This is a genomic window from Peptoniphilus sp. (assembly GCF_034090345.1).
GTDB lineage: Bacteria > Bacillota > Clostridia > Tissierellales > Peptoniphilaceae > Peptoniphilus.
Genome location: NZ_JAXDSS010000048.1, coordinates 14,594 through 37,944 on the forward strand (window position 1 = coordinate 14,594; position 23,351 = coordinate 37,944).

General features: G+C 29.5%; 21 protein-coding genes. 3 read left to right on the forward strand and 18 right to left on the reverse strand.

The window, feature by feature from the left end; translation table 11 throughout:
• Positions 1 to 8: 8 nt before the first annotated feature.
• Genes SOR77_RS04095 through SOR77_RS04105 form a run of 3 tightly spaced genes read right to left on the reverse strand, consistent with a single transcriptional unit; the run spans position 9 to position 6,637 of the window.
• Positions 9 to 3,011 carry a UvrD-helicase domain-containing protein gene (locus tag SOR77_RS04095; RefSeq protein ID WP_320635910.1) on the reverse strand — a complete coding sequence of 1,001 codons (3,003 nt, stop codon included), beginning with the start codon at positions 3,009 to 3,011 and terminating at the stop codon, positions 9 to 11.
• A gap of 1 nt (position 3,012) precedes the next feature.
• Complete coding sequence (locus SOR77_RS04100) at positions 3,013 to 5,673, reverse strand: PD-(D/E)XK nuclease family protein (protein WP_320635911.1); 2,661 nt, start codon at positions 5,671 to 5,673, stop codon at positions 3,013 to 3,015.
• 1 nt (position 5,674) lies between these two features.
• On the reverse strand, positions 5,675 to 6,637 hold the full coding sequence (locus tag SOR77_RS04105) for an RluA family pseudouridine synthase (RefSeq protein WP_320635912.1): 963 nt from the start codon (positions 6,635 to 6,637) through the stop codon (positions 5,675 to 5,677).
• A 69-nt stretch (positions 6,638 to 6,706) separates the two neighbouring features.
• On the opposite strand from SOR77_RS04105, the gene SOR77_RS04110 reads away from it, so the two are divergent.
• Positions 6,707 to 7,393 (forward strand): hypothetical protein, encoded by a 687-nt coding sequence (locus tag SOR77_RS04110; protein ID WP_320635913.1) that lies wholly within the window; start codon positions 6,707 to 6,709, stop codon positions 7,391 to 7,393.
• A 30-nt stretch (positions 7,394 to 7,423) separates the two neighbouring features.
• Here the strand turns inward: SOR77_RS04110 and SOR77_RS04115 are convergent, their stop codons facing one another.
• Genes SOR77_RS04115 through SOR77_RS04125 form a run of 3 tightly spaced genes read right to left on the reverse strand, consistent with a single transcriptional unit; the run spans position 7,424 to position 8,042 of the window.
• The gene (locus SOR77_RS04115) at positions 7,424 to 7,738 is read right to left on the reverse strand and encodes a TIGR04076 family protein (protein ID WP_320635914.1); all 315 of its coding nucleotides are present in this window, start codon (positions 7,736 to 7,738) and stop codon (positions 7,424 to 7,426) included.
• Between the two features lie 30 nt (positions 7,739 to 7,768).
• Entirely contained in the window at positions 7,769 to 7,897 is a 129-nt protein-coding gene (locus SOR77_RS04120) for a peptide deformylase (RefSeq protein WP_320635915.1), read from the reverse strand.
• A 7-nt stretch (positions 7,898 to 7,904) separates the two neighbouring features.
• Positions 7,905 to 8,042: a hypothetical protein gene (locus SOR77_RS04125; protein ID WP_320635916.1), complete on the reverse strand. Its 138-nt coding sequence runs from the start codon at positions 8,040 to 8,042 to the stop codon at positions 7,905 to 7,907.
• A gap of 130 nt (positions 8,043 to 8,172) precedes the next feature.
• Here SOR77_RS04125 and SOR77_RS04130 point away from each other — a divergent pair, with 130 nt between their 5' ends.
• The gene (locus SOR77_RS04130) at positions 8,173 to 8,478 is read left to right on the forward strand and encodes a hypothetical protein (protein ID WP_320635917.1); all 306 of its coding nucleotides are present in this window, start codon (positions 8,173 to 8,175) and stop codon (positions 8,476 to 8,478) included.
• Between the two features lie 440 nt (positions 8,479 to 8,918).
• Positions 8,919 to 9,365 (forward strand): hypothetical protein, encoded by a 447-nt coding sequence (locus SOR77_RS04135; RefSeq protein ID WP_320635918.1) that lies wholly within the window; start codon positions 8,919 to 8,921, stop codon positions 9,363 to 9,365.
• 48 nt (positions 9,366 to 9,413) lie between these two features.
• Here SOR77_RS04135 and SOR77_RS04140 read toward each other — a convergent pair whose 3' ends face one another.
• The 12 genes from SOR77_RS04140 to SOR77_RS04195 form a co-directional block, all read right to left on the reverse strand.
• Positions 9,414 to 12,152, reverse strand: a complete 2,739-nt coding sequence (locus SOR77_RS04140) for an InlB B-repeat-containing protein (protein ID WP_320635919.1) — start codon at positions 12,150 to 12,152, stop codon at positions 9,414 to 9,416.
• Between the two features lie 455 nt (positions 12,153 to 12,607).
• Positions 12,608 to 13,207 carry a peptidylprolyl isomerase gene (locus tag SOR77_RS04145; RefSeq protein ID WP_320635920.1) on the reverse strand — a complete coding sequence of 200 codons (600 nt, stop codon included), beginning with the start codon at positions 13,205 to 13,207 and terminating at the stop codon, positions 12,608 to 12,610.
• 15 nt (positions 13,208 to 13,222) lie between these two features.
• Positions 13,223 to 13,900 carry a PAQR family membrane homeostasis protein TrhA gene (gene trhA / locus SOR77_RS04150; RefSeq protein WP_320635921.1) on the reverse strand — a complete coding sequence of 226 codons (678 nt, stop codon included), beginning with the start codon at positions 13,898 to 13,900 and terminating at the stop codon, positions 13,223 to 13,225.
• Positions 13,894 to 14,649, reverse strand: coding sequence for a type I methionyl aminopeptidase (gene map / locus SOR77_RS04155; protein WP_004822720.1), 756 nt, complete (start codon positions 14,647 to 14,649; stop codon positions 13,894 to 13,896). The genes trhA and map overlap by 7 nt, the downstream gene beginning before the upstream one ends.
• A gap of 56 nt (positions 14,650 to 14,705) precedes the next feature.
• Entirely contained in the window at positions 14,706 to 15,584 is an 879-nt protein-coding gene (locus SOR77_RS04160; protein WP_320635922.1) for a TIGR01212 family radical SAM protein, read from the reverse strand.
• A gap of 71 nt (positions 15,585 to 15,655) precedes the next feature.
• A complete protein-coding gene (locus SOR77_RS04165) occupies positions 15,656 to 17,446 on the reverse strand; it encodes a DUF4153 domain-containing protein (RefSeq protein ID WP_320635923.1) in 1,791 nt (596 codons plus the stop codon).
• 113 nt (positions 17,447 to 17,559) lie between these two features.
• The gene (truA, locus tag SOR77_RS04170; RefSeq protein WP_320635924.1) at positions 17,560 to 18,291 is read right to left on the reverse strand and encodes a tRNA pseudouridine(38-40) synthase TruA; all 732 of its coding nucleotides are present in this window, start codon (positions 18,289 to 18,291) and stop codon (positions 17,560 to 17,562) included.
• Complete coding sequence (locus SOR77_RS04175) at positions 18,288 to 19,100, reverse strand: energy-coupling factor transporter transmembrane component T (protein WP_320635925.1); 813 nt, start codon at positions 19,098 to 19,100, stop codon at positions 18,288 to 18,290. Before SOR77_RS04175 ends, truA begins: the two co-directional genes overlap by 4 nt.
• Positions 19,093 to 19,956: an energy-coupling factor transporter ATPase gene (locus tag SOR77_RS04180; protein ID WP_320635926.1), complete on the reverse strand. Its 864-nt coding sequence runs from the start codon at positions 19,954 to 19,956 to the stop codon at positions 19,093 to 19,095. Before SOR77_RS04180 ends, SOR77_RS04175 begins: the two co-directional genes overlap by 8 nt.
• Positions 19,947 to 20,765, reverse strand: a complete 819-nt coding sequence (locus SOR77_RS04185; RefSeq protein ID WP_320635927.1) for an energy-coupling factor transporter ATPase — start codon at positions 20,763 to 20,765, stop codon at positions 19,947 to 19,949. The genes SOR77_RS04180 and SOR77_RS04185 overlap by 10 nt, the downstream gene beginning before the upstream one ends.
• A 149-nt stretch (positions 20,766 to 20,914) precedes the next feature.
• On the reverse strand, positions 20,915 to 22,096 hold the full coding sequence (locus SOR77_RS04190) for an amidohydrolase (protein ID WP_320635928.1): 1,182 nt from the start codon (positions 22,094 to 22,096) through the stop codon (positions 20,915 to 20,917).
• 17 nt (positions 22,097 to 22,113) lie between these two features.
• The gene (locus SOR77_RS04195) at positions 22,114 to 23,325 is read right to left on the reverse strand and encodes a hypothetical protein (RefSeq protein WP_320635929.1); all 1,212 of its coding nucleotides are present in this window, start codon (positions 23,323 to 23,325) and stop codon (positions 22,114 to 22,116) included.
• Positions 23,326 to 23,351 lie beyond the last annotated feature (26 nt).

A 23,351-nucleotide genomic window follows, 5' to 3' on the forward strand; every position in this document is an offset into this window, starting at 1 on the left:
ATATTTTTTTAATTTTGCACTTCTTCAACAAATTTTTTAAAATCTGCAATTCTTTCTTTCAATACTTCGTCACATATATCTATTTCATATTCCTTTTTATCCGCTAAAGAAAGTAACTTTGCAGATTTCACCTCATTTCCCGTTATCTTTGAGTATGCATAAGAGTATATTTGAAGTTGCAAAGAATAGTGATCAATTTTTTCCTTATTCATTCTACCAGTCTTTATATCTATAATTTCTATTCCGTCTTCTGTCTGCCTTACTTCATCTATAAATCCATGTAATATAGAATTTCCAAGGCTTAAATAAAATTCCCATTCTTTATATAGAGTATACCTTGAATTTTGATTGTAATATTCTATCAATTCTTTAAGCTCTAAAACATTTTCAAAATCATATTCTATTCCATATCTTTTGAGTTCATCTTCAACAAATAAATCTATATTTTCTTTAGGTTTCTCAGCATACTTATGAATTATATTCCCTTTTATTATCGGATCTATCTGGCCTATACTTCCTCCTAAATTGAGCTTTACATCATTCCCTAGCACATATCTCTTAAAGTATAAATCTTTATCTTCTCTAAAGAGCATATACTGAGAAACTGAATAATATTCAGAAATCCTCGTTTTCGCATAGTAATTGTCCCTTATCAAGGTTTTTTGATACAAACTTAGTTCATCATCTGATTTTAATTTAGATATAAAACTTTCAACTCTTCTCTTTTTATTTGTAACTTCAAAATCTAAGTATTCCAAATCATCAAAGTCTGATTTAAATAAAAGTTTTTTATATGTTTTATCAGGTATCTTCTCTAAATTACTGTTGTATACAAAAACTAAAACTTTCTTTGCTCTCGTGCATGCAACATAAAATATTCTAAGTTCTTCTTCTAATTGTTTTAATTCATTTTCTCTCTTGTTTATTTTAAATATAGAATTTCTACCTTCTATATTTATTCCTATTCCCATTTTCCCAACTTGTAATAGGAAATTACCATTTTTCATCTTGTACGGCTTGTCACTATCCATAAGTATTACATAATCATATTCTAAGCCCTTTGATTTATGTGTAGTGATGAGATTTACAGCTGTGTTCGATGGTTCTTGTTCAATTTCTAAATCTTCTATATATTCCACAAAATCTAATATATTTGACGAATAAGTACATTCATAATTTATGGCATATAAAATTAATTGTTTTAAATTTTTTACACCTGTTTCTCCTTTGAAATAATATGCAATTTCATAAAAATCCAATTCCAATATAATTTTTTCCACTAAATTGGATATGCTCAAAACTTTTGAATATTCTCTTAAATTTTCTAATTTGCCTACTGCTAAATTAAATTTTTCTCGGTCTGTATAGGATAAAATATTTAAAAAATCTTCTCCCCATTCTCTATACTCTACAAATTCATTTGCCAATAAAAATATTGCATCTTCACTTAATCCTGCTTCAGGAGTTTTTAAATAGCTCAGATAACTAACTATATCTTCTGAACTATAAATAGCCTTTAAAGTTATTATTATGTCTTGTATTTCTCTATTCTTACAAAACATTGTCGCTGTATTAGAAACTTCTATATTTCTCTTTACAAGTTCTTTTTCCATAGCGGCCATATTTTTCTTTTTTCTGTATATTAATGCTATTTCTCCTTGAGAAATTCCTGATTCAATTAAATTTTCAACATAATCCGCAACAGATTTTATTTCATCTTCTGACTCAAGTATTTTAAATTTTTCCTCTCCATCAATATTGTAATTTAGCTTAGAATATTCATCTCCCATTAAACTTTCAAATAGAACATTATACGACTCAATTAATTTTTTTGAACTCCTGTAGTTCTCTGATAGTTCAAATATCTTGGCTCCACGATCTTGCATTTTCCTTATATAGTCTCTATACGTTTGAATTGAGCCCCCTCTAAAAGAGTATATTGATTGTTTTGGATCCCCCACTACAAATAAATTTAAATCTTTATTTTTTTCTCTTAATACATCTAAAATCTTAGTTTGAATATGGTTTGTATCTTGAAATTCATCAACCATAACATATTTATAATTTAGCTTTACAGTTTCTAAAATTTTTATAGCATATTCTTGTAAATCATCATAATCTAAAACATTTATATTGTCTTTTGCTATTCTATATTCTTTATCAACTTCCGAGATTAATTTTAACACTAAATTAATATATTCAACATTTTTTAACTCAAAATGCATCTGTAATTTTAAAATTTCTTCTTTTATTTCTTCTATCACTTCAGATTGCTTAGTACTTGTTCCTAAGTTATTTTTAATCTCTTCTAAAAAATCTATATTAGGCTCATTTAAAAAATTTATATATTCTTCTTTTTCTGTAAAATCTTTAAATTTATTTCGCCTTACTATTCCAGCTGAATATTCATTTAATAATTCAATCAACTTTGAAAAATCTAATTTTTTCAAAGACTCTAATGTCTTCTCACTATTTTCTCTTACCTGTTCAAGGGTATATCCCAAGTTTTTTATCTCATAATACACCCCCATCAATTCAGACTCTAAAAATTCAGTCGTTATGTTTTTTGTTTCAAACATCAAACCATGTAACTCATCTATATTTTTATTCAAAACATATTTTATTGAATTTTTAAGTAATTTTGTTGAGTCCTGACTTTCAATAACCTTATATTCCGGGTCAATACCAACATCTATCGGATATTTTGAAATCAATTCCGAACAAAAACCATGTATTGTATATATAGAAGCTTTTGAAATATATTTCTGTCTTTCTCTTAACATTGGGGCGTCAGAATCCAAAAGAGCTCTTTTTATTTTTAACTTCATTTCAGCTGCTGCTTTTTTAGTGAATGTTATAGCCAAAATATTTTCTATAGCTTCTCCACTTCTTAAAATATTTAAAAATCTATTAGTTAAGACTTGAGTTTTTCCAGTTCCAGCTCCAGCCATTAAAACTATATCATCATCAATATTTTCAGCCACCGCTTTCTGTATTGCATTAAGTTCCATTTTAACTCCTTGCTAAATCAGCAATTCTGCTGTCTACATCATCCCACTTATCAAAAACTCCATTGTACATTAAATATATAACTTTTAAAGCATTATCCAATGACTCTTGTAATTTATCTTTAAACTCTTCTGTGCTGAGTTGATTCCTAGCTCCTTTTATCTTCCCAATTTCATCAATGTTTCTTATAACATGAGACACTTTTGCCTCCTTTATAACTCCATATTTACCTTCTACACAGGCACCTTCAAAAAAGCTCATATATATTGGAATTTGAAACACTTCTGTACCTTGTTTTCCAAATCCGGGAGCCGAAGAAAGTTTATAGTCTGTTACAATTATTTTTCCATCAACACTTTGATCCACTCTGTCAATTCTTCCGCTCAATTCTATAGCGTCAATCTTTATTATAAATGGCATTTCAAATTCTTTAGGTCTAAATCCATCTCTGTTTTCTAAATCAGCCTTTATATATTCGCTTAAAATAGCACAATAAATTTTCTTTCTAAGTTGTGGAAAGTCACTATTATTCGTTATCTGTTCAACAATTCCTTCAAGTTTTTCTTGATCAAATGTGTCATATTTTCTAAAATATCTTTCAAGAATCTTGTGAAAATCAATGCCAATTTGCATATTAATTTTTTCAGGTTCTTTCAAAATATCTTTTAATCCTACCAATTCTAAATATAAAAAACTATATGGAGATCTGACCCAACTATCTAAATCACTTACTTTAAGACCACGCTTTTCAATTTTTGATTTTAAAATATCTTTGGCATTGCCAGATAGAGTCACTTTGTTATCCTGTAAATTTCTCAATCTTTCTTCAAAAATTCGCATTATAATATCTTCAACATCTCTTTTAGATTGATACATGTCTAAATAATTTTCAGAAATTCCCTTTTTAGATTCTAAAATAACATTTGAGAATAGCTCTGACATCGTCGATATCCTGTCTTCTACAACTGTATATAAATTCAACATAGAAGAATAAGTTGAAAGGTTTTCTTCATCTCTAAAAATCACTGTATTCTCGGATGAAGAAATAGCTATTAAAAATTTTAAAAGTTCTCTTTGATAAATTTCATCTTCACTTTCCACTTCAAATCCTATTTTTTTTAAAAATTCAAATTGAGTTTCAATCATGAAATTCCCCGTTCTATAATTCGGAAAATCCTCATTAAATGACGTTATATACAAATTTTCAAAGTTATATTTTAAACTTCCGTCTAAACTAAATACTTTTGATTTAAAAGGGTCTCTATTTTCAAAAGATATTTTATCTAAATATTCAATTAATAACTCAGTGTATTCTCTGACAGAAATGTATCCAAAGTGTTCTCCATATTCTTTTAAATTATTTAATACCAAAGCAATTGAATTTACTGTGTTTAAATCATTTTTATAAACTTCAATATCATTTAATACCTCATAGGAATTTTCAATTGATTCTTTAGTATTTTCTAAAAATGATAAAAATATATTCGAATAATTTTCAAAAGTATCTCTCAATTTTATATTAACTTTAAGTTCCTCAAGAGTTGCAAAAAATTGTGTCAAGTCTATTTCAGCAGATATCTCAATCTGTGTATTCTTAATTAAATTATTTAAATCTTTAAATTCTATCTTTGAAATCTCAGAAATCAACTTTTCATCTGAAGAATTTATTTTAAAATAATTCAAATTTAACCTTCTAATTAAATTTTCCCTACTCTGCTCTAAAATATAATCTATTAGAATTTTAAATTCCTCGACAATTTTTATTTCATTTACCTTTGTAGAAATATAATTTAGTTTTAGGTTTTCAATATTTTCTATTTGTCTTATGCTTTTTACATCGGATAAAGCTATTACATCAGCTCTTTTCCCAGCTATCAAATCTCTCTTTAAAAATTTAAATAAAGCCTCATTTTCCCTATCACTTTTTACATCAGCAAATTTTAATTTTTTTTCAGATTTCAATTCTTCTATAACATCTGAAACTCTTTTTTTCGGCTCATCTCTTCTTATTTCAAAACCTATTTTTTTAAGTCTATCGACTAATTTTTCAGTATAATTGATATCTCTTAATAAGTATGGAATGTTAAATATAACTTCATGAGAGTTAGCTATCTTTTCAATGAAATTTATATCAGCTTTTTTCATAGAATAAAATCCAGCAAATACAACAAGTCCAGTTTCAGATTTAAAACTTTCTATATCAGTTAAATCAGTATATTTAGAATTAGCTATGAAATCTTCATATTTTTTATAAACTTTGCCAACTTCTTTCATAAAATTTTCAGAAGCATTTTCAAAAAGAGTAGAATCAACTAAACTTTCTCGCCCAAGTGTTATAAGTGTGGAGATTGCGCTTACCATCCCTCCGCTAAAATATAAACTTTCAAATTTTCCATTCTTTAAAATATTCTTTACAAAATATTTTTTCAAACTTCCATCCAATACTTTTTTACTTGTGGATATTTTTCTAAGAGAGTCCAATCCTACAAAGTCTAAATTCGATATCCCTCCCAACTTGTTCACATAATAATTTCTATATTGTATTGCAGCATTTTTAGTTGGCAAAATATAAGTTACTTTTTTACCTGAATTTATTTCTTCTAAAACTCTTTTTTCTACAATATCGTTAAATTCTCCAAAATTAGAATATATAGCATAATTCATATTACTCACCAAAAATATCTTTTAAAATTCTTTCCTCTTTCTTCGGAATCTTAACTTCAAACTCCTTATAACTCAAATAATTTAATTCAGCAGGCATATCTTTAAAAACAATTTTATTGTTGTGTAAAAATTGAGATTTATAACCATATTTTTCCATAAATCTTCTATTCACTCTCTCCACTCCGTATTTTATATCCCCAACAATTGGAAATCCTTTAGACTTTAATACAGTTCTTATTTGATGTGTCCTTCCAGTTACAAGTTTTACAGATAATAGAGAATACTCTGCCGATTTAATCACCTTAAATTCTGTTATGGATTCTTTTCCCTCTGTCTTTGAAACTCTAACTTTGTTTGTCTTCTCATCTTTTAACAATTTACTTACATCTTCAAAATCATTTTTTACTTCACCAAGCACAAGAGTTGTGTAGAATTTATCTACCCTATGATTCTTTATTGAGTCATTTAAAATTCTCAAACTGTTTGCATTCTTTGCCCCAATAATTATCCCTGAAGTATTTCTATCGAGTCTATTGCAAATTGAAGGTCTAAAAGAATTTTCTATTCTCGGAATATAATCTCCTTTTGCAATTAAATAATCTATCATCATATCTACCATATTTTTTTCAAACTCTTTAGAATCATTATGAGATAGAATTCCCGAAGGTTTATTCATCAATATTATATTTTCGTCTTCATAAATTACTATAGGATAGTTTTTGCCTCTTTTTAAATTTTTCTCTCCAGCTTGAAACTTTTTGATAGTTTCATCGCTTAAATACATTTCTATCTTGTCACCCTCATTTAATACAAATTCAGGTATTACTTTTTTCCCGTTTACAACTATATTTTTCTTTCTCAAATTTTTGTATATAAAAGATAAATTAGCTTTTTCAAAATATTTTTTTAAAAATCTATCTATTCTCTGTCCTGCATCATTCTTGTTTATTAAAATAGTTTGCATATTTCCACCCTCTGTATATTTCTGTTATAATGATAACATAAATATTTTAGAAAAGAGGATTAATTCAAATTGAACATATTTAGAAATATAGCAGATTTTTTTCATAGGATTTTAAAATTGATAATTTTAATTCTGATTCTTTCTATATTAATATTGATTATAAAATGGAGATATGATGCTCTATATATGGAAAGTACAACACGAGCTGATGCAGAATTTTCTATAGTTGATGAGATGAGAAAAATCAAAAGTGATATAATTGCCACTAAGAATGGTGAACCTTTAGAATCTCCTATTCCTGTTGTGGTAGAAGATAAAAAAGATACTGTCATTATAAACATATCCGAAAATGAACCTGTAGATTCAATTGCAAACTCTTTATTAGAAAAAGGATTGATACAAGATATAGAAGCTTTTAAAGTTATGGTTAATGATATGGGACTTTACAATTCCTTTGTCAGCGGAACATATTCTTTTAAGAAAGATTCTAAAATTTTAGACACACTAATGAGCCTTACAAATTCATCTTATAGAGAATATGATTTTGAAATAGTTGAAGGAGAAAACGCTCAAGCTGTAGGTAAAAAACTTTTGAGCATTGGTGCTATAAAATCAGAAGAAGCATTTGACCAACAATGCAAAGAACTTGGTGTTGAAAATAGTTTTAAAGCCGGTAAATACACTATAACAACTCCATCAAAAGTAATTAAAATAATAGAAAAATTAACCGGCCAAAAATTAGAACAAAATTTGTAACACCCAGCTTATGACTAGCTGGGCCTTTTCCTAATCAATATCTTCATCTAATGCTTCTATTAAAAAACTAACTGGACGAAAACCGTCATTACAAGAAATCATAGCCGATTTTTCATTTTTCATCCATCCATTATAAATATTTTTTCCACCATGAGCCAGTGTCATAACAAAAGCAGACATACTTTGCCATGCACTTTCACACATTCCCTCCGGTTTTTCCCAACCATTAGATATAAACGTCTGACCCTCTTTCATATCACAAGTATTTTCTATTGGATTTTCATATTTTTCTATCAAATCTTCGTGTCTCACAATTTTCATAACTGTAATTCTACATTTACTCATATCAATTTCCTCTTTAGACAAACTAACTAATCATATTAGTATCCCATCAAGATGGTCTAGTTCATATTTTATAATTTGTGCTATAAATCCACTATATTTATTAGTTTTCTTCTTGAAATTTATATATTTATACATCACTTCTATATTTTTATATCTCATAGTTTTTCTAACCCCCAAGTGATAGAAATCCCTCTTCTGTTTCATAAGGCTTTAATTTAGCTTTTATAGTTGAGTTTATCATAACTACATTCACCATTCCCATAAACACAATTATAATATTCTTTTTATAACCATAAGGCCTCATATTCCTTTCCCTAGTACTTTAAATATTAATACAAAGTGCTTAAAAATAAAATCTCTTTTTTTCAATATAGCTTACATCCACTTGCATATTACTTTGTAATTTATATAATATTTACAAAGAGGTGTTTATTATGAAACCTATTCCCTTTGATTATTGGAAATATAGTACCAATGAAGTTTACAAGTCTATAATAAAACCTTACTTACTTTGCAGTCATAAATTTGAAATACGTTATTTTAAAGATGAAGAATATACTATATCTCAAGCACTATCTTTTGGAAAAATAAAAAACGAAGAATCTGAATTTGAAACTGTAATTGTCGGTGATGTCAGCAAGGAATTTATAGAATTCATTTTAAATCTACCTAAACCTATGCAAATTGATAATATCTGTAATAAAATGGTACCTTTCTTTTCAATTTTTTTTAGACTCTAACTTTTCATCTGAACACTATGGAACAGAGTTGTATAGCAATCAAATTTGAGGTTTTGTAATGAAAAAATTTATTAGTTTTATAATCTGGCAAGATATAGAAAAACCAACCGGAATTTTTCAACAACTAAATAGATTATTATATATATTATTAGAAAGTTTCTATATTTTTTTAGTTTATATTTTTGTACAATATAATCTTCATAATTTCTTTTTAAAGTTTATTCTGTTCATTTATTTTTCTTTAAATATACTATTATATGGAGCCTGTATGGGACTTTTCTTAAAAAATAAAATAAATACTATGCACTTACCTGCTGTAGCTTTTTTAGGAATTTTCTTTGTAATAAAAGACATTCTATCTTCAAAATAATGATTTTAAAATATTTTTCTGTAACTGTTAAATAAATTCTGCTATTTTCCAACTAAAGAGGTGTTAAAATATGAGTAAAAAAATAGCCATAATATATACTTCATTTCATCATATGAATACAGAACGTTTAATATTATCTTTAGATGCTGTCGACATTTTCAACACATCTAAATTAAATAATTTAAACTTTTCAAAATATGACTACATAGGATTTGCTTCCGGCATATACTATGGTGAAATGTCAAAAAATATTCTCAATATCGCTCGAAAAATAGTTTTAAAAGATTCAGCTAAAGTTTTTATTATCTATACTTGTGGCATTGCTCTTAAAAATTATTCTAAAAGTATGGAGCATATTTTACATACAAGACATCTAAATTATATTGGCAAATTTTCATGCCGTGGTTATGATAATTACGGTCCGTTTAAAATCTTTGGTGGAATATCCAAAAAACACCCTAATCAAAATGATATAAATAATTTTAAAAGTTTTATCCATAAAATTCAAAATTTATAAATCTCAAACATTAAAAACACGACTTCTCTAAAAGCCGTGTTTTTATTTTTAATATGCCCAACCCCAATTCCTATTCAATCCATTCCAGTCAATATTTGGAGTCTCTTCCACCCAAAATCTTTCAGATTCATTTGGTTCTCCTACAGATCTTATATTTTCTTCATTAGTAATATTTTGTCTAGGGTAAGATATTGAAGAAGTGTTTGGATGTTTTGAAACATCCCAAGCTCTATACCCAGCTTCTCTAGTTCTGAGCTTATCATCATTTACTAAATAAAACTCATAATTAGGACTACTATTTGTTGGGTCATTCCATGTCAAATCTATTTGATACCAAGCCCCATCTACCTGAACTCTATTCCACATATGATTTGTTTGCCCATTTCTAAATTGTCTTTCAACTTCTTCTCTTGGTATATAATAAGAACTGTTAGGTGATGTTGTAGTTACCATTCCTGATACGATTTCTACATTTAAATTTGCTTTTTTAGCAAAAGCATAAAAATATGTTGCATATCCTTGACATACTCCGTGATTATCATAATGTAGTGCCAATGGTGAAAATTGAGAATATCTACCTTGTCCTCCTTCAGATCTATAATGAACCTTGTTTACAATGTGGTCGTGTATAGCTCTAACCTTTTGCTCATCATTCATATTAGAATTTATATTTCTATCCACCCAACTTTGAATATCTGAGTGATATTTATCAATTACATTCTTATCCTCTGTAAAGTATCTAGGTTGTACTTGAACTAAATATATTTCTTCATTTCCTCTATACCAAGCTGTCAAACCGTAACTTAATTGATTCGTAACAGTTAGAGTTTCTGCATCTAATAAATCCAAACTATTTAAATCAATTTGAAAACCTTTCGCCTTAACTAATATAGGGTTTTTCAAATCCAAGATTTGTCTTTTTATTTCTCTTTCTAACTCAACTTTGCTATTTACTGTATCATTAACTTCTCTATAGGACCATTTCCCTACAAATTTTATATCTTCGCTTACTGATTCAAATTTATCCGGTGTCCACCCTTTAAATTCCCAACACCCAATAGTTCCATCATTCTTGATAAAATGTAATTGAACAACTTCTGCACCATTAGAATTTACAACTTTAGAAGCTGTTACACTCTCTCCTCGCGAAACTTCATTATTGCTAGGAAGTAATCCCATTATTTCATCCGGTATTTCAATTTCACTATCACTTACAAAAGAATAAGTTACATTATATTTTTTAGAATCTACAGGCAATATTTCAAAAACCGCTTTTAGTTTAACATCCTTTACTATTGAAGTATTGAAATCAAACTCGTTTATCCCATCTTCTGACCAAAACTTAAATTTATATCCTTCTTTTTGAGGAATTTGTTCTGGCTTTATAGCACTTTCTTTATATCCGACAGTAATTTGTGGAATATCAAATTCATTCCCTTCCACATCAAACATAACCGTTTTATAATCTTCATTCAGTTCATTTGTAAAAACTGCCTTTAAAATGATACTCTCATTTATTCTAGTATCAAAATTATATTCATTTATTCCATCTAATGACCAAAACTTAAATTTATATCCTTCTTTAATTGGATTAATTGGTTTTTCTACTCTTTCTCCTGATTTTACAATTGCAGTTGGTATTGTATTTGAGTCTCCATCAATATCAAAAACAACTGAGTACTCTTGTTGAGGTATAGGTTTAAAAACAGCTGTCAAAACCACATCTGATGACGGCATTATAATAATATTATTATTTAAATTTATTTCATCACCATTTATTGATTCACATTTTATATAATCTAATTCAAACCCTACATCAGGTTTAACAGATATCGTAACTTTTTCTCCTTTTGCAGACTTTAATTTATCTACAAATATTGAACCATTTGATGTTTCATAAGCATATACATTATACTTTAAAAGTTTCTCATTAGATTTTCCTTTAAGATTATTTTTAGATAACTCAATTAACTCAACTATACTATTTACTGTTTCTTGGTCAATATTGTGAGTATTAAATAAATTTTTACCTATAATAATTGCATAATCATATTGATACTTATTAAAATCTGTATCAAATCTATATCTATCCTCCGCTTTAACCTTTGATTCTTCATCAATTAATTTTTTTAAATTACTTAAATCAGCAGAATAAATTCTTATATCATTTTTATTGCCTATCTTCTTACCTTTTAATTTTAATTTTGCCTTTTCTATTAAATTTAAAACTTCTTCTATGTCAATATCTTCATCTAAAGACGATAATGTATACTTCCCTATTTCTATTGCATAATCATATTCATCTTTATTAACTTGTGTATCTAATTTATATATATCAGATTTCTTAATATTATATGACTCATCAACTAATTCTCTTATTTTATTTAGTTTACTTCTACTAGTATATTTCTCTTCAAATTTAGCAATTAAATTTTTACTTTCAGTTGCAGGAACTGTAAAGTCAAACCTAACCCCATCTTCATCATACCAACCTATAAATTTTTTGCCATCTATATTCGGTTGTTTAGGAGCAACAATATAACGTCCCTTTATAAAATTTACTTTCCAATACTCTTGATTCCCTATATAGAATCTTATAGTTTTGTTGTTATTTGAAGTCTCAAAATCTCTTTCATCTCTCCAACTTCTATACCCCCAACTATTTTCTTCTCGCTTAGCTTTCAAAAAAGTTTGTTCCGTTTTTTTAAAACCTTCAGCAAAAGTAGCCCCTACATTTGATGCCAAAATCATCAAAGTAAACACTATAATAAGTATTCTTCTTTTCATGTTACCCTCCTTAAATTAATTTAGTTAAATATTTATTTAACTAAGTCATATTGTAACATGATAAATAGATGAATGAAAGTATTATATCATTCGAATTTTCTATATATAATTATTGTTTAATATATTTTTTTATATATTCCAATTATTAATTAAATTTTAAAATAAAAAGTGATGATTATATCTCAGAATAGGCAATTCTATTTTGATTATTCCCAATAATCGGTTAATTAGATTATCATTTACATCTAGTAGATATTTTTATCCTTAAGTCATATTTACAAGATTTTCTATTCCCTTGATGAAAATATTTCTTCTGAATAGTAAAATATTAGTATTTCAAACATTGTTATCGGGTTTACTTTAATATATTGCATCAAAAAGACGAGGATTTTTTAGTTTCCTCGTCTTTTTTCATTTTGAGACTTTTACCACAGCCCTTTAGCTTATATAAAATTTTAGAAAATTATTATTTCTGCACTTTCTATTATTACATCTTCCACCGGTTTATCTCTAAAATCCACTTTTAAAGATGCTATTTCATCTACTACTTCCATTCCCTCAAACACTTGACCAAATACAGTATGTTTCCCATCAAGCCAAAAAGTTCCGCCTAAATTTTCATAAACATCTACAATTTCATCCGGATATCCTTTTTCAGGTCCTGCTGCTCTCATTTGTGAAATTACATCCTCTGAGACAGGCCCTGCTTGAACTATGAAAAACTGAGAACCATTTGTATTAGGTCCTGCATTTGCCATAGAAAGAGCTCCTCTAAAGTTTCTAAAATTTAAATTTATTTCATCTTCAAACTTTTTGCCAAATATACTCTCTCCACCCATTCCGGTACCTGTTGGATCTCCACCTTGAATCATAAAATTATCTATAACTCTATGAAAAATAATTCCATTGTAGTATCCTTTATTTACTAAACCTTTAAAATTTTCTACAGTTTTGGGAGCTGCTTCTTCAAAAAGTCTAAGTTTTATTACTCCATGATTTGTATTTAAAACTGCTATTTCTTCTCCCTTATTTGGTTCTCTTATTTGTTCTAACATTATTACACCTCTTATTTAAACTAATGCGTAAGCCCCTAAAATACCTACAAAATGCACTACACTTGCTAAAAGTACAAAAACATGCCAAATAGCATGATTATATGGAATTTTTTTGTTAGCATAGAAAATCGCTCCAATCGAATATAGGAGTCCTCCTAATACTAAACAAAATATAAATTCAAGAGAAGTTGTATTATAAATAGATTTTATCATAAATATAGAAATCCAGCCCAACCCTAAATAAATCCCTAAAGACAACTTATCAAACTTAGAGAATTTACCCAAAGTTATAATTTTAAAAACTATGCCTCCTATGCATATAAGCCATATAAATGAAAGCATTACAATCCTAATAATTCCACTTAAAGACAATAGTATTATTGGTGTATATGTACCACCAATAAAAATAAATATTGAACAGTGATCAAAAACTCTAAATATTCTCTTAAATTTTTCATTTGGAATACTATGATATAAAGCTGAACTCAAATATAAAAAAATTAGACATCCTCCATAAATTGAAAATCCAACAATTTGAACGACAGAGTGATTTCTAATTCCAAAAATCATTAGAAACACCAACCCAACAATTCCAAGTAAAAATCCCAGCCAATGTGTTATAGCATTTAGCAATTGCTCTTTAAAAGAATAAGTCACTACTTCTCTTTTAATAAAATCACCTTCTTTTAACAATCCCCTTGATCTGTAATTATAATAGGTCCATCTTCAGTTATTGCTATCTGATGTTCATATTGTGCAGATAAAGAATGGTCAAGTGTCCTTGCAGTCCAACCATTGTCATCGATAGTCAGCTCATGTCTTCCCATGTTAATCATAGGTTCTACTGTAAATACCATTCCTTCTTGGATGCGAATTCCTCTTCCAGGTTTACCATAATGAAGAACTTGAGGGTCTTCGTGCATATCTCTTCCAATCCCATGTCCTACAAACTCCCTTACTACAGAATATCCATTTTCTTCAGCATAAGTTTGTATTGCATTTCCTATATCTCCAAGTCTGTTTCCTATAACAGCCTTTTCAATTCCCTTATACATACATTCACGAGTCACATCTAATAGTTTTTGAGCCTCATCACTAATATTCCCAACAGCATAGCTCCAAGCTGAATCAGCCAACCAACCATCTACATTCACAACCATGTCAACAGTTATTATATCTCCATCTTTTAAAACATATTCTCCGGGAAATCCGTGACAAATTTCATCATTTACAGATGCACATATTGAATAAGGATAACCTTGATATCCTTTTTGTTCAGGATAAGCTCCCCTATCTTTCAAAAACTTCTCTACAAATCTATCCAATTCTATAGTTTTAACACCGGGTTTAATTTGCTCTCTTAAATTGTGATGTACTTCAGAAAGCAATTTGCCTGCTATCTGCATTTTCTTTATTTCATCTTTAGTTTTTATTACTATCATTTTTGTCACCTTCTTATGAAAATAATTATATCATAATTTTATTTTAACATTGAATATCATTTAAATTTTCTTTTCTTGAGTTCAGATTGTATTTCTGAAATCACAGTAAGCTTATCTCTACACCACATAGGTGCAATGTGTAGCTTTTTATCAGGATCTCCTGTTATTCTATGAACTACTATCTCTTTTGGCAATTTTTCTAACGAATCACAAACTATTTTAACATATTCATCTCTTGTCATAAGTTTTATATCATTTTCTAAATAAAAATTAAATAATTTAGAGTCTCTTTGAATATAAAGAGAATGGAATTTTACTCCAAATGGTTTTATCTTACACACATAATTTAAAGTATCTAAATAGTCTTCATAAGTTTCATAAGGTAGCCCATAGATTACATGAGTTAGAAATTTTATATTTGCTCTTTTTAATTTATTAACCCCGTCTTCAAACTCTCTGTGTGTGTATCCTCTATTTATTAACTCTATGGTTCTTTCATTCACTGTTTGAAGCCCAAGTTCTAACCAAAGAAATGTTTTTTTATTTAAATCAATTAGCATTTCCATTACTTCTCTACTTAAACAATCAGCTCTTGTTGCTATTGCAAGTCCAACTATTCCATCAATTTTTATTACATCATTATACATTTTCTTCAGATAATCTATATCACCATAAGTGTTCGTAAAATTTTGAAAGTATGCAATAAATTTATCTGACTTCCACTTCTTTGACATAAAGTTTTTTTGAAACTCCACTTGTCTATTTATGTTAGAGTCTGAAAATGTAAATTCCCCAGCTCCTCTTGAAGAACAAAATATACAACCTCCTTGGTTATTAATTCTGTTTGGACAAGAATTTTGCCCATCTAATGGTAATTTTATAACTTTTGAGCCAAATATATTTTTTAAATAGTCGTTTAATGTTGTATAGTACATTCGTCCCCCTATTTGTATATAATCCAAAATTTTCTATATTAATTTTAACAAAAAAATAGAGAGCCCCCTCTCTATTTTAAATTTCCTGTTATTAGATAAAATTTCATATATTGAATACTTTCGCCTTCTTTTACTCCACTTTCATTTAATTGTGTGAAGACAACTTTGTATACAATACCTTTTGAATTTCCTTTTATGCTAAGGTCTTCTAACACTATAGTTTCATTGGAACCCTTTAGAACCCTCAATTTATTTAAGACATCTTTCATATCAAAACTGAAAAGTTTATTATATTTTTCTCCAATTTTATATTCTATAATTGCTATCCCATTATTGCTACTCACTTTATAGTTTCCTATTGTCTTACTATCTTCTAAATCAGAATATAATTCAAATTCCATCAATCTGGAATAACCGGTTAAATCTATAGAAGAATTTCCTTCATAGAAATAACTTAAATCCTCTTTAGTACTCGATGAATATTTATGTGAGAATCCAAATAGCTTTTCAAAATTTTCGTCTGTATTTTTATAATCATTAGGAAGGTATTTCGACTCCCAAGGCCTGTGCTTTTCTGTCATATATTCAACTATCTGCACTATTTCTGATTTGTCTTCATCAGATATATCTGATGATGGAACGACTTCTCTTCGCACTAGCATATTATTCTTTTCTAATATTTTTGCCAATCTATTATTTTGACTCTCTGCTGAAACTCTATAAGCACTTATCGGACCTAAAGTTGATATTAAAATTGTAGCTGCCAAAATTATAGGAATAGTTATATTAGAATTTTTTCTATAGAACACATAATATAAGTTTGAAAGAGTTGCAAAAATACCCGCCGCTAAAACAAAAAATCTATTTTCTGTAATTCCATACTCTCTTATTCTAAATATAATGGCATAGAACATCATTCCCATTATAGGAAGAATTATTACAGGAAAATACTTTTTAAATCCTTCAACGACTTTTGAATCTTCTATTTTACCAAGCACAAACATCAACATCACTTCAAAAATAGAAAACCAAATTACAAGCTCTACTATCATTCCCTGAGGTATTTCTGCCGTTATTATAACCTTTCCAAAATAGAGATAAAGTATGGTTATATATACTATAAAAATAGGAATTAATATATAAATTATAAGCGCCTTTATCGGTTTACTTAATTTATAATTGTCAAATGAAGCACTTGCTCTCGGATAATTTGACAAAAAAATTCCAACATTAAATGGCATCATTAAAATCACAAAAGTTGAAGAATATATCTTATCACTAATTTCTATTCCCAATAACTTATTTATTGCAAAGTATATGCTAAATAATCCCATTAACATTATCACAGAATAGCTTACAGAGATAAAAGCTGATGTAAATATCTTTATCAAATATGCTATGAAATCTGAATGATAAAATAATTTTGCCGCAAAAAAGCACCCACTTGTAAACCCAAGCAACAATCCAAAATATATATACTTATTTTCAAATTCAAACAATGTCGGATCTGAAAATAATACTGCCTTTCCTATACCAAGCAAAAATATAGTTGATAAAATTATCACTGATATCTTTATTAACTTATTTCTATTAATGTTCTCCTGAGTTTTGGCCGATTGAGATAACCCTTCAAAAAACAAACTTACAAACATCGCCATAACCGCTGCTAACATAAAAAAGTAAGCAAATCTTATTGCACTTGAAAATTCACCTTTTATGCCACCCATAAATAATTGATTTTTTGCTATAACAACTATAAAACAAAGCGCTGAGAGAATTATCAAAGCCATCACAAGAGGATATCTTTTAAAAGCAATTTTGGCCTTGTTTAATGTTTCTGTAATTCTATAAATTATTTTCATAATTCCTCCTGTATATATTATAACCTAAAAAAAATAAGTGTACATCAGTACACTTAAATTTTCGACATTGTCATCAATTTTTAAACTTTTCATTTATTATTTTAAAATTGTAATCAATAAAAAATTTCCATTAAGTACAATCCACAACCCGGTGCGGTTGGACCTGCTTTTATTCTCTCTTTTGACTGCATTGCACTATATAGACAATCTTCCGACAATCTGCCTCTTCCTATTTCAAGAGCTGTCCCAACTATTATCCTAACCATATTTTTCAAAAAGCTCTTACCATAGAAATCAAATTCTATAGTCTCTCCAACTCTTTTTACTTCAATCTCATCTATTCGTCTTATTGTGTCTTTTACCACTGCATATCTGCCCATAAAAGCTTTATAATCATTCTCCCCAATTATCTTGTCCAAAGCTCTTTGCATTCTGTCTACATCAACATTGTAATTGTAGTGCATAGCTCTATTCAAATATAGTGGGTTTCTATGAAAAGAATTATACACTATATATTTATAGTGCTTTCCTTTTGCTGAAAATCTTGCATGAAAATCTTCTTCAACTCTTCTTGCATCAAGCACTGATATATCTTCTGGAAGATGATAATTAATAAGTCTTGCCATATTTTTCACTTCCACTTTTGTATCAGTATAAAAATTTACCATCTGCCCTTGAGCATGAACACCGGCATCAGTTCTCCCTGAATAATATAGTTTAACTTTATGCATTACTGCTTTTTCCACTGCTTTTTTAAGTTCTTCTTCAACAGACACACAACTAGGTTGCATTTGAAAACCATGGTAGTTTGTACCCATATAGGCAACTTTTAATAATATATTCATATCATATCAATAGGAGCATATTTAAAAGCTATCATCAATGCTAAAAGTCCGAGTGTCAATCCCAAACCAACATAGTCAGAACCTTTGATTTCCAATTGCCTAAATTTAGTACGTCCCTTTCCTCCACGATAGCATCTCGCTTCCATAGCTGTTGCAAGTTCATCTGCCCTACGGAAAGAATTTATAAAAAGAGGAACTAATAACGGAACTAAATTTTTAGCTCTTTTAATCATATTTCCACTTTCAAAATCTGCACCTCTTGCCATTTGTGCTTTCATTATCTTGTCAGTCTCTTCAATTAAAGTAGGTATAAATCTTAAAGCTATTGTCATCATCATCGCTATTTCATGGGCCGGAACTCCAATTTTTCTAAGTGGATTTAAAAGATTTTCTATACCATCAGTCATTTCTATGGGAGATGTTGTAAGTGTCAACATACTTGTCCCCATTACTAGTAGCAACAATCTTATTGCCATCATTATAGCCATGTTCAATCCTTCCTCTGTAATATTTATAATCCCCAAAGTAAAGATTATCTTCCCCGGTATAAATATAATATTTATTATAAATGTAATCAGCAAAATCCACCTCAAAGGTTTAACACCTTTTATTATCATTTTAAAAGGCACATGGGATAATTTTACCACTGCAAATAGAAATATTATAACCGGTATATATGGTGTAAATTTATCTACAAAAAATAAACTTATTATAAATACCACCATACTTATTATTTTTATTCTAGGATCTAATCTATGCACTGGCGATTCAACCGGGTAGTATTGCCCTATCGTTATATCCTTAAGCATTTTTCCCCCTTAAATATTTTATAAGTTCCAATTTCGCCTCTTCTATAGTTAGAACATCATCATTAACCGAATTATTACACTTCTTAAAGGCTCTCATAAAAGACGTTACCTGTGGCACTCCAAGCCCTATTTCAACGAGCTCATCTTCTCTTTTAAAAACTTCCCTTGGAGTTCCGTCCATTATAAGTTTCCCTCTGTTCATAACTATTATTCTATCGGCGATTTCTGCTATATCTTCCATTGAATGAGAGACTAAAATTATAGTTATATCTCTCTTTGAAAAAATTTCTTTTATCTCCGCTAATATTTCATCTCTACCCGCGGGGTCAAGTCCTGCTGTTGGCTCATCAAGAATTAGTAGCTTAGGTTGCATAGCAAGAACCCCAGCTATTGCAACACGTCTTTTTTGACCGCCTGAGAGTTCAAATGGACTACGTTCTTTCAAGCTTTCATAGTCCAACCCAACAGATTCCATAGCTTCCTTAACTCTATTATTAACTTCTTCTTCGCTAAGTCCTTGGTTCTTTGGCCCAAAAGCTATATCTTTTTCTATAGTTTCCTCAAATAATTGATACTCTGGATACTGAAACACTAAACCTACAGATTTTCTTATCTCCTGTAACTTTACATTCTTTAAAGAAATATTTTTACCATCTATATATATTTCTCCCTCAGTAGGTTTTATAAGTCCATTTAAATGTTGTATTAACGTACTTTTCCCTGAACCAGTGTGTCCTATCAGGCCTACAAATTCACCTTTTTCAATATTCAAAGACACTGAGTCCAATGCCTTCTTTTCAAAACTTGAACCAGGGTTATAAATATGTGTAAGATTTTTCATTTCTACTAACGACATATCTCACCCACTAATTCTTCAATACTCAAAATTTCTGTATTTATATTAAATCCCTCTTTTTTAAGTTCCCAAGCAAGTTCTGTCACTTGTGGAACATCAAGCCCTATTGCCTTCACTTTGTCCACATTAGAAAAAACTTTTCTCGGAGTATTATCTAGTATAACTTGTCCCTTTTCAATTACCACGAGCCTGTCAGCTTCAGCAGCCTCGTCCATATAATGTGTAATTAAAATTATTGTTTTTCCTTGCTCCTTATTCAACTTTTTGATGGTTTCCATAACTTCTGCTCTTCCAACAGGGTCCAACATAGCAGTGGGCTCATCTAAAATTATATAATCTGGTGCCATTGCTAAAATCCCAGCAATTGCAATTCTCTGTTTTTGTCCTCCACTCAACAAATGAGGGGCATTTTTTCTAAATTCAGTCATGCCAACCGATTCCAAAGATGAGCTAACTCTATCTCTTATTTCTTCAGTAGGTATTCCCAAATTTTCAGGACCAAATGCAACATCTTCTTCAACTATTGTCGCAACTATTTGGTTGTCGGGATTTTGAAAAACCATTCCTGCACGAGCTCTTATATCCCAAATATCTTCATCTGACTTAGTATTTAATTTATCTACAAATACATCTCCCTCAGTAGGTACTAAAAGCCCGTTTATCAATTTTGCCAGAGTACTCTTACCACTTCCGTTGTGTCCAAGTACGGCTACAAACTCTCCCTTTTCTATATTTAGATTTAGATTTTTTATAGTATAATCTTCATCTTCTTCACTATATTTGAATTTCAAATTTTTTATTTCTATCATTATTTTACCTCGTATTCTAATATAGTTTAGTACAAGAATTATCTCTTTTCAACAAATATGTTATATTTTAACAATCCATTTTATTTAAGTTGTAAATTTTAGTAAAATAAAAAACACTGAACTAATGTCCAATGTTTTCTAAAATTAATTTATTTTTCACTTTTTAAAAAATCTAAAGCGTATTGAGCATATACTCCAGCTCCGTTTGCAAGCACTTCCTCATCTACATTAAATCTTTCATTATGATGTGGGTAACAAGCTCCTATCGCTTCATTTCTAGCTCCTATAAATCCGAAACAACCCGGTTTATCTTTTAGGTAGTAAGAAAAATCTTCTCCCCCTGTTGTCTTTATCATTTTTTGAAGCGCTTCACCTCCTGCAACTTTTTCAACTGCTTGTTCAGCTATTTTAGAAGATGCTTCATCATTTATAGTTGCGCCTAAGATGTAAGTGTAATCTAATTCATAATCTGCACCGTAAGCGTCGCAAACTCCTTTTATAACTCTTCTCATATCATTTTCTATTCTATCTGCAATTTCTTTGGAAAAATATCTGTTAGTTCCTTCCATTTCAGCTTCTCCAGCTATTATGTTGAATCTATTTCCACTGTGGAAACTTCCTATTGTAACAGTGACTGAGTCAAGAGGGCTATAATTACGTGAAACAAGTTGTTGAATAGCTTGTACAACTGCCGAACCTACTACAACAGCATCTACTGTTTCATGAGGCATAGACCCATGACCTGACTTACCTTTTATCTTTATTTTAAACATATCAGCAGCAGCCATTCTCTCTCCGGCTTCTACAGAAATCTTTCCAGCTTCAAGCACTGACCAAATATGAGCTCCATAGATATTTTCTATCTCTTCATACCAAGTTCCTTGTCTCATCATATATTTAGCACCACTTCCCACTTCTTCAGCAGGTTGGAAAATTAAATATACCTTTCCTTCTATCTCATCCTTTACAGAACTCAATATTTTTGCAGCGCCAAGTAGCATTGCAGTGTGTGCATCATGACCACAAGCGTGCATCTTTCCTTCATTTTGAGATTTATATTCTACTTCTGTTTGCTCTGTAACATTTAGAGCATCTATATCAGCTCTAATACCAACTACTCTTCCCGGTTTATTTCCCTCAATCCAAGCTATTACACCTGTCTTAGGTTCTTCTTCAGGTATTTCATAAGGTATGCCCATACTTTCTAATTCTTCTGTAATTTTTTTAGTTGTCTCATGTTCTTGATAAGATAGTTCAGGATGCATATGAAAATATCTTCTAATTTCTGTTATATATTCCTTATTATCTTGTACTAACTGTCTTATATCCATAATCTTCCCCTTCTTAACTACATACCCGGTATCAATATTGGTCCCATTATACCTGCAAGTACAATAGAACCGATAGATACTGTTACAAATCCTGCAACTAGCATCTTTGGTAAAATTTGAGATAGTATTAATTCTTTTTCTTCTTCGTTTCTTGCTACCGCAATTGCAACTTCATTTGAAACTACAAATGTTCCCGGAAAACCAAAAAGAGCTGATGAGCCTATCGCAAATGACATCCATGGACCAACTTTTAAAAACTTTCCAACTACTATAGACAAGATTCCTATACCTATAGTACCCAATACTAAACATATCAATAGTGGTAGTAATATATTTGCTATATCTTGTGGACTAGCTCCTGCAAGACCGCCATATATTACAGTCATAAGGGCTCCCATAATAACGCCAAAAGAATTTCCTTTATCTAGTGGTTGTCTCTCTAAAAATCCAACTTCAGAAAATACAATTCCAAGTATAAGCGCTAAAACATTTTTATCTATTCTGACAAAAACATTTAGAATTGGTAAACCTGTATCAAAATTTTTGAAAAATCCTGACACAACTGTAGCAACAAGTGCTATAAAAACTGTCTTCGCTAAAAAATAATTAGCTGATGTATACTTTGCTGGCAATTGAAAAATTGTTTTTTTCTCAACTTGCTTCACTTCTTCATCAACTTCAAAACTCTTGCCACTATCTTTTAATTTTAAAATGCTATTTGCTTCTTTTCTCAAACAAAATGATGCAAGGGGATAACCTACGAACCCTTGAAGTACTACTAAAAGAGTGGCTATCAATTTTAAATCATGCCTACCTATAGCTGTTGCAACTTCTGCCATTTGTAATCCAGCTATGATTCCACCAGAAATAGGCGGTGCTGCAACTATTGCTGTTTCATTCCCAACCAAAACTCTACCAACTGTCATAAGTAGTACAACAATACCAACTATTCCTCCCGCTGCTATTGTCAAAGTTTTCCATTGCGCTATCAACTGTCTTATATTTAACATAGAGCCCATATGTACAAGTAATGTAGTTATAAATAGAGCTCCAAAACCATATAACAATGAGTCCTTAAAAAGTGTTTCTGGAACTCCCATCCAAAACCCCGCTAAAAAAATTGCCGAGCAAACAAAAAGAGATGGTACTATACTCTTTGTTGCAGCAGCTACTATGTCTCCCACAGTAAGAACGATAAAAATAAATAATAATGCTTGTAAAGAATCCATATTTCTCCCCCTCTATTTAGTGCTTT

Coding starts and splice junctions, on each gene's coding strand:
- SOR77_RS04095 (WP_320635910.1), bottom strand. CDS start 3,011: ATGGAACTTAATGCAATACAGAAAGCGGTGGCTGAAAATATTGATGAT.
- SOR77_RS04100 (WP_320635911.1), bottom strand. CDS start 5,673: ATGAATTATGCTATATATTCTAATTTTGGAGAATTTAACGATATTGTA.
- SOR77_RS04105 (WP_320635912.1), bottom strand. CDS start 6,637: ATGCAAACTATTTTAATAAACAAGAATGATGCAGGACAGAGAATAGAT.
- SOR77_RS04115 (WP_320635914.1), bottom strand. CDS start 7,738: ATGAGTAAATGTAGAATTACAGTTATGAAAATTGTGAGACACGAAGAT.
- SOR77_RS04120 (WP_320635915.1), bottom strand. CDS start 7,897: ATGAGATATAAAAATATAGAAGTGATGTATAAATATATAAATTTCAAG.
- SOR77_RS04125 (WP_320635916.1), bottom strand. CDS start 8,042: ATGAGGCCTTATGGTTATAAAAAGAATATTATAATTGTGTTTATGGGA.
- SOR77_RS04130 (WP_320635917.1), top strand. CDS start 8,173: ATGAAACCTATTCCCTTTGATTATTGGAAATATAGTACCAATGAAGTT.
- SOR77_RS04135 (WP_320635918.1), top strand. CDS start 8,919: ATGAGTAAAAAAATAGCCATAATATATACTTCATTTCATCATATGAAT.
- SOR77_RS04140 (WP_320635919.1), bottom strand. CDS start 12,152: ATGAAAAGAAGAATACTTATTATAGTGTTTACTTTGATGATTTTGGCA.
- SOR77_RS04145 (WP_320635920.1), bottom strand. CDS start 13,207: ATGTTAGAACAAATAAGAGAACCAAATAAGGGAGAAGAAATAGCAGTT.
- map (WP_004822720.1), bottom strand. CDS start 14,649: ATGATAGTAATAAAAACTAAAGATGAAATAAAGAAAATGCAGATAGCA.
- SOR77_RS04160 (WP_320635922.1), bottom strand. CDS start 15,584: ATGTACTATACAACATTAAACGACTATTTAAAAAATATATTTGGCTCA.
- SOR77_RS04165 (WP_320635923.1), bottom strand. CDS start 17,446: ATGAAAATAATTTATAGAATTACAGAAACATTAAACAAGGCCAAAATT.
- truA (WP_320635924.1), bottom strand. CDS start 18,291: ATGAATATATTATTAAAAGTTGCCTATATGGGTACAAACTACCATGGT.
- SOR77_RS04175 (WP_320635925.1), bottom strand. CDS start 19,100: ATGCTTAAGGATATAACGATAGGGCAATACTACCCGGTTGAATCGCCA.
- SOR77_RS04180 (WP_320635926.1), bottom strand. CDS start 19,956: ATGTCGTTAGTAGAAATGAAAAATCTTACACATATTTATAACCCTGGT.
- SOR77_RS04185 (WP_320635927.1), bottom strand. CDS start 20,765: ATGATAGAAATAAAAAATTTGAAATTCAAATATAGTGAAGAAGATGAA.
- SOR77_RS04190 (WP_320635928.1), bottom strand. CDS start 22,096: ATGGATATAAGACAGTTAGTACAAGATAATAAGGAATATATAACAGAA.
- SOR77_RS04195 (WP_320635929.1), bottom strand. CDS start 23,325: ATGGATTCTTTACAAGCATTATTATTTATTTTTATCGTTCTTACTGTG.